Here is a 12,954-nt window from a genome sequence, read left to right as displayed (position 1 = left end):
CAGCACGCCAAAAATTACATTGTTTGCGTGACGAATCGCGAACGCTCACCTCGCTAAACGAATTCGGGGAGGTTTAGATGGCAACTGACGTGTCGAAGCAGCTTTACGTGGGCGAACCGCCTGCTCGCTCAGTGACTCGCAAGAAGGCGATTCTTGCAACAGTCATTGGCAGCGGCCTCGAATGGTTTGACTTCTCTGGCTACGCTTTCTTTGCAGCAATCATTGGCAAACTGTTTTTTCCGCTGGCAACGAGACAACTTCTCTTTTGCTCGCGTTGGCAACCTTCGGTGTTGGCTTCGTCATGCGGCCGCTTGGAGGTATCGCATTTGGTATCTATGCGGACAAGGTAGGTCGCAAGCGTGCGCTTTCGCTTGCCATGCTGGTCATGGCGCTCGGTTCAGCCATCATCGCGTTCGCTCCCACGTACGAAACCATTGGTATCGCTGCCCCATGTCTCATCGTTATTGCGCGAATGCTGCAGGGCTTATCCGCGGGCGGCGAGATGGGTGGTGCGACGGCGTTCCTTACTGAGCATGCGCCAGCGAACCGTCGTGCCTTCTATTCCAGTTGGATTCAAACAAGTGTCGGCTTCGCCGTTGTCATCGGCAGCATCACTGGCGCGGTCATCACCTCGAATATGTCGCCTGAATCGCTGACTTCATGGGGCTGGCGCATTCCGTTCGTTATCGGGATGCTCGTCGCGCCCGTTGGCTACTACATCCGCCTGCGAATCGAAGAAACGCCAGAGTTCGCCTCAGAGACGCGTCACGCGAGTACGCCATTGCGCGATGTCATTCGGGAATATCCGCGGGGCGTCTTCTCGAGTCTTTTGATGGTCGTCCTCTGGACGGTATGCACCTACGTCATCTTGTTCTATATCCCGACGTATGTTGTGAAGTACCTTCACATGCCTCAACGCGAAGGTTTCATCTCCGGCATCGTTAGCGGCTCAGTTCTGATGGCGGTGGCACCCATGTTCGGCGCGCTTTCGGACCGCGTCGGCAAGCGGCCGGTGATTACAGTTGCGGCCCTTGTGATTCTCTTCGCCAGCTATCCGCTGTTTTCTCACCTCATTAAGTCGTCTACCTTCGGTACGCTGCTCACATTTCAGGTCATATTCGGCGTACTCATTGCAGCGTACACCGGCCCTATCTTGGCACTCTTCACTGAGATGTTCCCGAGCCGCGTGCGCACGACGGGGCTATCTCTTGCGTATAACGGCGCCGTGACAATCTTCGGCGGATTTGCATCCTTCATCATTACTTGGCTAGCTCAAGCCACCGGCGATGCTGAGTCCGCTTCCTACTACATCATTTTCGCCGCTGTCGTAAGTTTGTTGGGAACGCGGTTGATGAAGCCATACCAGTCGTGAGGAAAAAAGCAAATGAGTAAGTTAGTCCTTGAAGGTGTCGCCGTTTTCGACCCAGTCACCGGGAAGCGTCAGACGAACGTGAACCTCTGTATTGCTGACGGGAAGATAAAGGCTATAGGAGATGTTCCACCGTCCTTCAGCGATGCACGGAGAATGGAGCTGCCCGGTCGCACGGTACTTCCTGGTTTCACCGACCTCCACGTCCACGTTGCCGCTGCGAATGCCAACTTGGGGGTCAGCGCTTCAATGCCCAACTTCCTCGTGGCGCTCAAGACTCTGCCCGTGCTTTGAGGCATGCTTAATCGCGGCTTCACGACGGTACGAGACGCCGGCGGCGCCGACTACGGCATGTGCGAGGCAGTGAATAGCGGTGCGCTCTGGGCCCCGCGTATCCTCTCGTCCGGAAAAGCGCTGTCTCAGACCGGAGGCCACGCAGACTTTCGCCAGCGTAATGACAAGCTGGATGATGCTTGTGGCTGTTTGGGTCGTCAGGGAGCTATTGGACGGGTGGTTGACGGGGTAGACGCCATGCGACTTGCGGTTCGTGAAGAGTTGCTCAAAGGAGCAACTCAAATCAAGGTGATGGCTTCAGGTGGTGTTGCTTCACCGAACGACCCCATCGCGAACACGCAATACTCAGAGGAGGAACTTCGCGCAGCCGTCCAAGAGGCGGAAGCCGCCGGCACTTATGTAATGGCGCACGCGTACACTGCGCGCGCCGTTCGACGCGCTGTCGAGTGTGGCGTCAAATGCATTGAGCACGGCAATCTAATCGACGAGGAAACCGCCCGCCTGTTAGTTGAGCGCGATGTCGCTTGTGTTCCTACCCTCGCCACTCTCGACCGACTGTCCGAGAAAGGCGCGGGACTCGGCTTCCCAATCGAGTCACTCGAAAAAATCGACGGCGCCCGTTCGGTGGGCCGGAAGGCATTAGCGCTCATGCAGCGCATGGGTGTGCGAGTCGGCTTCGGCTCTGACATGCTGGGTGACTTGCACCCATTCCAGTCGGACGAGTTTGCGGTGCGGGCTGAAGTGGTCGGCAATATCGAGGCCATTCGCTCCGCGACGTGCGTTGCCGCCGAAATCACGCGGGAAACAGGTGTGCGCGGGACCGTCGCAATCGGCGCAGTCGCGGACCTCGTGGTCGTTGATGGCGACCCGGTAGAGGACATCTCCCTCCTATTAGGTCAAGGCGAGCACATCCCTGTGGTCATCAAGGGCGGTGTCGTAATGAAGGAAGCAGGTCGACTGCTCGAACCGGCTGGAAGCTGAGGCACGTTGTGGTTGGGGCGGCTGTGTGCCGCCCTTACTCATCTGCTCAGAGGCGTATCAACTACTGCGGCGTGATATCGCGCTGAACCCGATGGATGTGCTGCTCAACGTAGAAGGCCGCGGCATCGCCGTCTCCGCAGATTATGGCTTCGTAAATTAGCCGATGTTCCGCGACGTAGAGTCGGATGCGTGACGGGTCGTAAATCCCGTCATCCTTCAGCCTCTTCCACAGCGATTGGTCCATGGTCGAGGCAATTTCTTCGGCAAGCTTCGCGAGTAACACGTCGCCGGTCATCACGGCGAGTTGCCGATGGAAAAGCCTGTCGCTGTTGTTCCACAACGCTCGCTCCTCAGGCGTCGCGACGTCGGTCAACGTCTCCATCTGCTCAAGATAGTGCTCGGCGAGTCGGTCGCGTTGCTTGTGTACTGCCGCGCGTCGCGCAATTGCCGGCTCAAGAATCAGTCGGACGTCCAGAGTCGCCGACGGACTAAAGTCCGACGTCGACTCGCCGGTCACTGGGTCTTCGCCCGGTGCTGTTGCAAGAATTTGGTTCGCTGCCGGAGCGACGTAAGTTCCGGAGTTGCGCTTCGTGACGACAAGGCCCTCGTTCTGCAATGCGCCAATGGCTTCGCGCACCGCCGGGCGCCCGACGCCGAACAGGGTCGCCAGCTCACGCTCCGACGGGAGCCGAGCGTCGGGCAGGAATCTGCCGCTTCGGATTTCAGCCCGAATCTTTTCCGACACCTGCTCGTAAATCTGCAGAGGACGAAAGTTTCCCTCTAGTTCGAAGCGTGCGGACGCCATCGTGTGCTCTCTAATCCGGTCATGTGGTTCTCCAATATACCACTCCGTTTAGAAAGCGCACCTATCGGTGTCGTAATCAATCAAACGTCGCTTTAGAACCGGGTTGGACCGAAGCCAGGTCTTCGCTTACGTGGCCCTCAAGAGGGCGGTCTGGTCTTCTATCTGTCCACGCGTGGTCAGATAGGCACCATACTGGCTTGCAAATCGCTCCAACGTGGTATAAATTTAATCCACACCCTGGCGAGCAAAATTGGATGAAATGGAGCCAGATTCCGCCATCGTCCGAAGACCGATTCCCGGCGGCCCACTTAACCGCAATTCGAGGTTTCCAAATGACGTCACGCAGTATCCAAACCTTTGACGCAACGGCGACTGCGTCGCTCCTTGACTATCGTCTGCTGGTACGCGTGCTTGCCGATACCATCGTCCAATACAGCGACGGGAAAGTGGTTAGCCCCGAGCGGCTGGCAATCCCAATCCAGGAAGGCGGCCTGATGCTCTCAATGCCTGCCAGTGCGCAGGACATCGCGATTCATAAGCTGGTCAACGTCTGTCCTTCCAACGCGACACGCCAGTTGCCTACTATTCACGGGCAGGTTATCGCATGCGACGCGTGCACGGGCGAAATGCTCTTCGTCCTTGACGGACCGACGGTCACGGGACGTCGCACAGCTGCGGTGACGGCATTGGGCATCCAGACCCTGCACCGCGAGCCGCCAAAGCAAATCATCATCATCGGCACGGGGAAGCAGGCGTCGAATCACGCGGAGGCATTGGCTGCCATATTTCCGGAAGCGCAATTGCGAGTAAAAGGCCTCTCGAAGGCCGATGCAGACGACTTCGTCGCCCGCAATCGCTCAGTGGCGCCGAATCTCGTCGCGCTGCCCGACGGTGCAATTCCCGAAAGCGCCGACGTTGTCATCACCCTGACAACCAGTAAAACCCCTGTCTACACAGAATCCGCCCGCCCCGAGCGACTCGTAGTCGGTGTTGGCGCTTTCACACCGGACGCCGCTGAAATCTCGAAACAAACGGTTGATGGCAGCGCCGTTGTGGTCGACGACCCAGTCGGCGCGAAGCATGAGGCCGGGGACCTTATACAAGCCAACGTCGACTGGAGCGCGGTTTCGCCCCTGGCGAAAGCTCTCGCAGGTGACTTTCAGCCGACAAAGCCTATTCTTTTTAAAAGCGTTGGATGCGCAGCGTGGGACTTGGCGGCATGCCGTGTCGCCCGCAACGCGTTGCGCTAGTAGTTGGTTGTGACGGGCTCGCCTGCAACGGTTGGGCCTCGTCACAGCGCAGCACTTACGGTCCTCTCGCGTGACACCAACAATTGCGACGCGGAGAAGACGCTCCCCAGAGTGCTCGTACGAAGACGACATAAGACTGCTTCGTAACAGCCGTCTCCAAGTTTGCGGCGATGGGCTGACCTCAGTTCATCGCCATGTTCGTTTGGAAAAGAGTGATTCGCCATGTCAACTCCCGCCGCAACCTCGCAACAGTCGGCTCCCCGACCATCAGTTAAAGGCCCGTTCAGTCAGTTCAGCGCTGAATTGATTCGGCAGTCACGCTTGCGTGAGCTGATTACTGCCGCCTATCGAGAACCTGAGACCGAGTGTGTACCCCGAATCATCGAGCAAGCCCGGCTCAGTTCACCTGCCGCGAAGGCGACGGCGCAATTGGCAGCAAAACTTGTCGAAGCGCTGCGCCGAAAAAACACGGGCTCAGGAGTCGAAGGGCTCATTCAGGAGTTTTCCCTGTCAAGCCAGGAAGGTGTCGCGCTGATGTGCCTTGCCGAGGCGCTCCTTCGCATTCCCGATAGGGCCACGCGTGATGCACTGATACGAGACAAGATTAGTCGCGGCAATTGGCGCTCTCACCTCGGGCAAGCGCCCTCGATTTTCGTGAACGCGGCCACTTGGGGCTTGCTCATCACCGGCAAGCTCGTCGGGACGAACAGCGAGGCGACGCTTGCGTCATCGCTGACCCGCATCATTGGTCGCGGCGGTGAGCCATTGATTCGCAAGGGCGTAGACATGGCCATGCGCCTGATGGGCGAACAATTCGTCACTGGCGAAACCATAGAGAAAGCCCTCGCGAACAGTCGGAAGTTGGAAGCTTTGGGCTTCCGCTACTCCTACGACATGCTCGGGGAAGCTGCGACGACCGCCGAAGACGCGAAGCGTTATTACCAATCGTACGAGAGTGCGATTCACGCCATCGGGAAAGCGTCGGACGGACGCGGCATCTATGAGGGTCCGGGCATTTCTATCAAGCTCTCGGCCTTGCACCCACGGTATTCGCGTAGTCAGCACCGCAGAATGGTGGAAGAGTTGTTGCCTCGCGTTCGCTCGTTGGCCTTACTCGCACGACGCTACGACATCGGTTTGAACATCGACGCGGAGGAAGCGGACCGGCTCGAAATCTCCCTCGACCTTCTCGAGGCGCTTTGTTTCGACAAGGACCTGCAAGGGTGGAACGGCATCGGTTTCGTCATTCAGGCGTATCAGAAGCGCTGTCCATTTGTCATCGATTTCGTCCTCGACTTGGCGCGTCGAAGTGGCCATCGAATCATGGTCCGCCTGGTCAAAGGGGCGTACTGGGATACAGAAATCAAACGCGCGCAGCTAGACGGCCTCGACGGTTACCCGGTCTATACGCGCAAAATCTATACGGACATCTCGTATCTCGCGTGTGCGAAGAAGCTGCTTGCCGCGGCCGACGCAGTCTATCCGCAGTTTGCTACGCACAACGCCTATACGCTTGCTGCAATCTACAATCTAGCCGGTCCGAACTACTACCCGGGGCAATACGAATTCCAGTGCCTGCACGGGATGGGCGAGCCTCTTTATCAAGAAGTCGTTGGGCGCGGCCAACTGAACAGACCATGCCGCATCTACGCGCCAGTTGGAACGCACGAAACCCTCCTCGCGTACTTGGTGCGACGACTGCTTGAAAACGGTGCCAACACTTCGTTTGTGAATCGCATCGCTGACAAGAGTGTCGCCGTCGCGGATTTGATTGCTGACCCAATTCGCGAAGCGGAGCAGTTGTCCCCGCTCGGCGCTCCGCACGCAAAAATCCCGTTACCGCGAGAACTCTATGGTGCGGAGCGTCCCAACTCGCAAGGCATCGACCTCTCGAATGAGCGCGCGTTGCAGGAACTCGGGAAAGCGCTGAACTCGAGCGTGCTGAGAACATGGACGGCAGCACCAATGCTTGCGACGGAAGCGGCCGTGCGGCCCACCGGAGCACCGGTTCTTAATCCCGCAGAACACCAAGACATCGTCGGTACGGTTGCTGATGCAACACCCGACGACGTGGAACTTGCCCTTTCGAATGCGACTAGCGCCTATCGCGGATGGGCCGAAACGAGCGTCGCGCACCGTGCAGAGTGTCTGAATCGAGCTGCGGACCAGCTTGAGGCGGAAATGCCGACCCTGATGGGACTGGTCATCCGCGAGGCTGGGAAGTCACTTCCCAACGCAATCTCCGAAATCCGCGAAGCCGTTGACTTTCTGCGTTACTACGCCGCCCGAATCGGCGAGTTCGACGGGCAGGCTCACGAGCCGCTCGGCCCGGTTGTCTGTATCAGCCCTTGGAACTTTCCGTTAGCGATTTTCATGGGCCAGGTAGTCGCGGCACTGGCCGCTGGCAACACGGTCATCGCGAAACCGGCAGAACAAACCCCGCTAATCGCGGCGCAAGCTGTCCGCATCCTCCGCGAGTCCGGCGTGCCAGCAGGCGTTGTTCAGCTGCTTCCTGGCGACGGCGGGAAGGTTGGGGCCAAGCTCGTTTCTGATTCACGTGTACGCGCGGTCATGTTCACAGGGTCCACTGAGGTGGCACACATCATCAACAAAACGCTGGCAGCACGCCTTGACGCGGAAGGTCGTCCCATCCCGCTGATTGCAGAAACCGGCGGTCAGAATGCAATGATTGTGGATTCCTCGGCACTTGCTGAGCAAGTCGTGGTCGACGTGCTTCAGTCGGCTTTTGATTCGGCCGGCCAGCGTTGCTCGGCTTTGCGCGTGCTGTGCATCCAGGAAGAAGTCGCCGACCGCACGCTTGAGATGTTGCTGGGCGCGATGCACGAGCTCGTCGTCGGAAACCCGGACAGACTTTCGGTTGACGTGGGACCAGTGATTGACGCCGAGGCACGACAAGGCCTTGAGGCGCATATTGCCTCGATGCGTGCCTCGGGCCACCGCGTGACACAGCTGTCGCTTCCCGAAAGCTGCAGCAACGGCACGTTCGTTCCGCCGACGCTCATTGAAATCAATTCTCTGCGCGAGCTCAAGCGCGAGGTCTTCGGGCCCGTGCTGCATGTGCTGCGCTACAAGCGCACCGAGCTGCAAAAGTTGATGAGTGAAATCAAAGATACCGGCTACGGTTTGACGCTGGGCGTACACACTCGAATCGACGAGACCATTGGACTCGTCCTCGAGCAGGCTCATGTCGGAAATGTGTACGTGAACCGCAACATCGTTGGCGCAGTAGTGGGCGTGCAACCGTTTGGAGGCGAAGGTCTATCTGGCACAGGACCGAAGGCTGGCGGAGCGCTGTATCTGCGCCGCCTTTTGGGCAAGCGTCCTTCAAGTCTGCCCAAATCGTTGACTTTTACGCCTACGGCGGTGGCGGACTCTGCCGCGCATCCGAACAATGTTCTTGAGCAGTTGCGTTGACACTTCCATAGCGTGGGTGACGAACTGTCAGCTTCGCGTTGCACGCGGTACATCCAGCAACCTGTCTTCGGCGTGACCGCCGCGTTGCCTGGACCCACCGGGGAGCGAAACACCTATTCGCTGGCGCCGCGCGGAACCGTACTTTGCGTCGCGAACTCGACCGAAGGCGCGCACGCGCAGTTGCTCGCCGCGCTGGCAACAGGCAATTCCGTTGAGCTCGCTGGGTCTGTTGCGGAACAGGTCTATCAGGAGCTGCCGCAGGGACTTCGACAGCACGTGGCGTTGATTGATGTAGCGTCGTCTCAGCCGGACGCAGCCCTCTATGACGGCGATGAAGCAGGCTTGCTGTCGTTGACGAAGATGTTGTCGCAGCGCCATGGCCCCATCGCGACGGTGCAAGCTCATCCGCGTCGGGAAGGGGTGGACGGATTTGAGTATGCCGTTGACCAGCTTCTCGTTGAGCGGACGGTCAGTGTCAACACGACCGCCGCCGGTGGAAACGCTAATCTGATGACTCTCGTATGACGTCGGTCTCATGCGCGCCGTCATCTTGGAGCGGCCCCACGTATCTGAGTACACGAGGACTCTCTTAAAATAAGGGATAGTCTTGTGTCTAACAGTAAGCCTAGTCATTACGTGGAATCCATCGAAATTCTGAGCGAGCCGGAGCGCCGTCGTCGGCGCACCGCGCAGGAAAAAATCGCCATCGTGCAGGAAACACTGGAGCCAGGAGCGTCCGTGTCGGGCGTGGCGCGCCGGCACGGCGTCAACGCCAACCAGGTGTTTGGCTGGCGCAAGCAATACCAGGAAGGCAGTCTGGCGGCGGTGAAGGCAGGTGAATCTGTTGTGCCCGCATCTGAGCTGGCCGCCGCCATCAAGGAAATCAAGGAACTGCAACGACTACTCGGGAAAAAGACAGTGGAAGTCGAAATCCTGAGAGAAGCCGTTGAATGGGGCCGCTCAAAAAACCTGATTGCGCGCTCGCCCTTGCTGCCAGGGGACGACCATTGAAAACGGTCTGCGAAGTTCTCGGCGTGGCGCGCTCTGGTGTAGCAGCGAAACAGGCTCGCTCGCCCGATTGGCAAGATGGTCGTAGCGCCAGGCCGACCGACGACACGGAATTGGTCGAGGAAATCCAGGCCCATGTAGCGCACCTCCCAACTTACGGCTACCGACGCATCTGGGCGCTGCTGCGCCGTAGTCGAGAACAGACCAGCGCGCCGTATATCAATCACAAGCGCGTGTATCGGGTTATGCGTGAGCATCGGTTGCTGCTGCGGCGCCCCGGCGTGCGGCGAGACAATCGGCGGCATGACGGTCGCGTTGCCGTTGACCGTAGCGACACCCGCTGGTGCTCCGATGGCTTTGAGTTCCGGTGCGACGATGGCACGCCGCTGCGCGTCACGTTCGCGCTGGACTGTTGCGACCGGGAAGCGATTAGCTGGGCGGCGACGACCGGCGGCCATAGTGGCGATGTGGTACGCGACGTGATGCTGGCTGCCGTCGAACAGCGCTTCGGCACCACGCAGGCTACGCAGACCATCGAATGGCTATCGGACAACGGCTCGGCCTACATCGACCACCGCACACGCAGCTTCGCTCGTGAACTGGGACTTGAGCCGCTAACCACGCCGGTCCGTTCGCCGCAGAGCAATGGCATGGCCGAATCGTTCGTGAAGACCATGAAGCACAACTACGTCGCGTATATGGACAAGCCCGACGCACCAACAGCGCTCTCGCGTCTGGCCATCGCGTTTGAGCACTACAATGAACGCCACCCGCACAAAGCCCTGAAATACCGCTCGCCTCGCGAGTTTAGATGCGCTGCGGTCTCATCAACCTAGCAGTGTCCGCGTGTCCTGAGTTACAGGGGCAACTCCACATCTCCTTGACGGCGCGCCTGCACGACATTACCCGCAACAGAAATGCGCAGGCTCCGGAAGACCCTGCGCATTTTTGCATCGGTGCCTCTGTAGAAATCGGTCTATGGGTACATCGACTTTGCCGTGAGAGGAATAGGAGGAACGTCTCAGTGAGACGGCAATGCAGCAGAGAAGGGACGAGGGGTCGGCAAGAAACAAGAAAAAGCGCAGACTCACCTGAGCCTGCGCATCTGTCCTTCTCCTATCGCTTAGAAGAACGTTAGCCTTTATCGGAGCTCGCGGACTGCCAAGATTCTGCTCCCGTCCGGCTGAAGCCCCACCTGCGGAACGTCGACGCCGAGGCCAGGACCGCTTCCGGCACATGCTACGCCGCCCTTGATGGCGCCTGCGTCATCACGATACAAGAAGGACAGATGGTCATGAAAACAGTGAAATTCGGCTGAAACGACGTTCGCACGTGCCGCCGCAAAGTGAAGGGTTGCAGCTTGAGCAATCGAGGTAGAGAAACACTGAGGCGTGGACGACACTCCCGCCCGGGATGCCATCCCATCAAGCGCAAGGGCGCCACTTACGCCCCCACAAAGTGGCAGGCAAAACTGCAGGTGCGTAATCGCCTTTGCATTAACGAGTCGCTGGAGCTCGTCATGACGATACTCAGCTTCCGCGGCAATCACGGGCAGGAACTCTCGATTGATGTGCTGCATGAGCTCGACGTCATCGAAGGCGACGGGAGACTGAATAGCGTCAGGCGCGAATCTCTCCAGTTCGCTGAACCACTGCGCGCAAGAGACAGCCGTGAGTTGATTGACGGCGTCCACCCAAAAACACGCGCTGTGGCCGATGGTCGCTCGGACGGCTTCGACCCGCTCCATGTCTAGGGAAAGCGGTATGCCGGCGATTTTCATCTTGAATGAGGTGAATCCGCTGTCAACATACCGCTGGAACTCAGACGCGAGCGCCTGTGCGTCTTGCCCGTCGCGATATAGGCCACCACTCGCATATACGGGGGCTAGCGCATCGCCGCCACCCAGCAGCTTCCAGAGCGGGAGATTGCGTCGCTTGGCAGCAGCATCCCACATGGCAATGTCCACCGCGCTGATGGCGGCGGACAACGCCCACGCAGGCTGCATCGCGTGAGACATGCGCAAGAAGTTATAGGCGCCGCTCGCTGAGTGGAACGTCCGCCCAACGAGCGCTGGCCCGACTTCATCCACGAGTAAGCTGAGAACCGACTGGCAGTCCGTGTATCTAGACCACCCCTCCCCAATGCCGACCACACCGTCCTCAAACTCAATCGAAACGAGCGGTGCACGCCTCTCGCGCCACCGGAAGACGGGATTCCACACCGTCCCATCCAGTTCTCGGCTGAACTCCAAAACAGATACTTTCGTGATTTTCATTGCAGTTCAGCCGGTGCGTCTATCTTCGCCGCGGGATTCGGTTTTGACCTCAAACGGTCGCAATCTCGGAAAGGAAGGACTGTGCACGCGGATGCTTCGGCGAGTTGAAGAATTCGTCAGGCGCGCCCGTTTCCAAAAGCGTGCCTTTGTCCATGAACCAGATGGTGTCAGAGACGTCCCGAGCGAACTTCATTTCATGCGTCACGCACACCATCGTCATGCCTTCTTTCGCCAACGACTTCATGACGGAAAGAACCTCGCCGACCATTTCAGGGTCAAGAGCACTCGTCGGCTCGTCGAACAACATCACTGGCGGCTTCATGGCAAGGGCGCGAGCAATGGCCACCCGCTGCTGCTGTCCGCCTGACAACTGGCCAGGAAATGCCGTCGCCTTGTGACTGAGGCCGACCTTGTTCAGAAGCTCGTGAGCAAGTGAAACCGCCTCAGCCTTCGGAACTTTTGCCACCCTGGTTGGCGCAGCAATGATGTTGTCGAGTACCGATAGGTGCGGAAAGAGGTTGAACTGCTGAAACACAAAGCCGACGCGGCTACGGAACGCGTTCATGTCTATGCCCTTTGCGTGAATGTCCTGCCCGTCGACCTCAATGGTCCCCCCATTGATTTCCTCTAGGCGGTTCACTGTCCGGATGAGCGTTGATTTACCGGAGCCGGAAGGCCCGCAGACGACCACGACCTCGCCGCGTTTGACGGTGGCATTGATATCCTGCAGAGCGTGATAGCTTCCGTACCACTTCTCGACATTCTTGAAAGTAATCATCTCACGGCTCCAGCAATTAAGAGGACACGACAGGCGTCACGCCTTCTGCTTCCAGTACGGCATCTGTGCGTGCCGCAGTACGCTTCTTCGACACTTTCGCCTCGAGATGTCGCGCAAGCTGGGTGAACGTAAAGCAGATGACGAAGTACACAAGAGACAACAGAAAGAAGACTTCGAACGGCTTGGTGAGTGTGTTGTTGTTCACCTGGTTGGCAGCGTAGGTGAGTTCTTGCACACCGATGACATAGCCAAGCGACGTGTCCTTGATTGCAGTCACAAACTGCCCCACCATACTCGGTAGCATGTTGTACAGAGCCTGCGGAAGAATCACGACACGAACTCGCATCCAGTAGCTCATACCGAGTGCCGCCGCTGCTTCAGTCTGCCCCCTCGGCAATGCCTCGATACCAGCTCTCACGATTTCTGCAAGGTAGACCGCTTCAAAGATGACGAGCGTCCACACCATCGTGGTAAAGCCGGTGACCTGGTGTCCGACCAACACCGGAATCACGAAGTAAGCGCCGAAAATGAGCATCACCAGTGGAATGCTTCGGACGAGGTATTTGATGGCAATCGCGGGTCGCCGAATCCAGTTGAAGGGACTCAACTGGGCAAGCGCGAGCAAAATGCTAAGCGGAAAGGCCAGGCCGATGCCGATTACAGAAAGAATTAGCGTAGCCGCCACGCCACCGAGCGGACCGCTCGGGTAAGAGCCAATCAAAATTAACAGCCAGTTGTCTCGGATAATGTCAAACATGG

Annotated in this window: 6 protein-coding genes and 3 pseudogenes; 5 read left to right on the top strand and 4 right to left on the bottom strand. The window is 58.4% G+C overall.

Translation table 11 applies throughout. The annotated features are described in order from the left end of the window. Window positions 1-77 precede the first annotated feature (77 nt). Window positions 78-1,372 (top strand): annotated as a pseudogene (locus P9255_RS20395) (MFS transporter). Window positions 1,373-1,384: 12 nt separating this feature from the next. After that, window positions 1,385-2,644, top strand: a pseudogene (locus P9255_RS20385) (amidohydrolase family protein). Between the two features lie 61 nt (window positions 2,645-2,705). Here the strand turns inward: P9255_RS20385 and P9255_RS20380 are convergent. Beyond that, the gene (locus P9255_RS20380) at window positions 2,706-3,449 is read right to left on the bottom strand and encodes a GntR family transcriptional regulator (protein WP_309790351.1); all 744 of its coding nucleotides are present in this window, start codon (window positions 3,447-3,449) and stop codon (window positions 2,706-2,708) included. Between the two features lie 332 nt (window positions 3,450-3,781). Here P9255_RS20380 and lhpI point away from each other — a divergent pair, with 332 nt between their 5' ends. From lhpI to P9255_RS20365, 3 genes and pseudogenes are all read left to right on the top strand, one after another. Beyond that, complete coding sequence (gene lhpI / locus P9255_RS20375) at window positions 3,782-4,699, top strand: bifunctional Delta(1)-pyrroline-2-carboxylate/Delta(1)-piperideine-2-carboxylate reductase (protein WP_309790350.1); 918 nt, start codon at window positions 3,782-3,784, stop codon at window positions 4,697-4,699. 279 nt (window positions 4,700-4,978) lie between these two features. Then, window positions 4,979-8,659 (top strand): annotated as a pseudogene (gene putA, locus P9255_RS20370) (trifunctional transcriptional regulator/proline dehydrogenase/L-glutamate gamma-semialdehyde dehydrogenase); the annotation flags it as partial. A gap of 120 nt (window positions 8,660-8,779) precedes the next feature. Beyond that, window positions 8,780-9,978, top strand: a protein-coding gene (locus tag P9255_RS20365; RefSeq protein WP_309790784.1) for an IS3 family transposase whose coding sequence is annotated in 2 segments (ribosomal slippage) — window positions 8,780-9,095 and window positions 9,095-9,978 — 1,200 coding nt in all. Because the reading frame shifts where the segments join, the coding sequence is not laid out codon by codon here. Between the two features lie 305 nt (window positions 9,979-10,283). Here the strand turns inward: P9255_RS20365 and P9255_RS20360 are convergent. Genes P9255_RS20360 through P9255_RS20350 form a run of 3 tightly spaced genes read right to left on the bottom strand, consistent with a single transcriptional unit; the run spans window position 10,284 to window position 12,952 of the window. Next, window positions 10,284-11,417, bottom strand: coding sequence for a mandelate racemase/muconate lactonizing enzyme family protein (locus P9255_RS20360; RefSeq protein ID WP_309790349.1), 1,134 nt, complete (start codon window positions 11,415-11,417; stop codon window positions 10,284-10,286). 49 nt (window positions 11,418-11,466) lie between these two features. Then, window positions 11,467-12,195, bottom strand: a complete 729-nt coding sequence (locus P9255_RS20355; protein ID WP_309790348.1) for an amino acid ABC transporter ATP-binding protein — start codon at window positions 12,193-12,195, stop codon at window positions 11,467-11,469. Between the two features lie 16 nt (window positions 12,196-12,211). Then, the gene (locus P9255_RS20350) at window positions 12,212-12,952 is read right to left on the bottom strand and encodes an amino acid ABC transporter permease (protein ID WP_309790347.1); all 741 of its coding nucleotides are present in this window, start codon (window positions 12,950-12,952) and stop codon (window positions 12,212-12,214) included. Window positions 12,953-12,954: the final 2 nt, after the last annotated feature.

The organism is Caballeronia sp. LZ019 (genome assembly GCF_031450825.1).
Taxonomy (GTDB): Bacteria; Pseudomonadota; Gammaproteobacteria; order Burkholderiales; family Burkholderiaceae; genus Caballeronia.
Note: the sequence above shows the minus strand (reverse complement) of the source record. Positions and strands in the feature narration are given on the sequence as shown.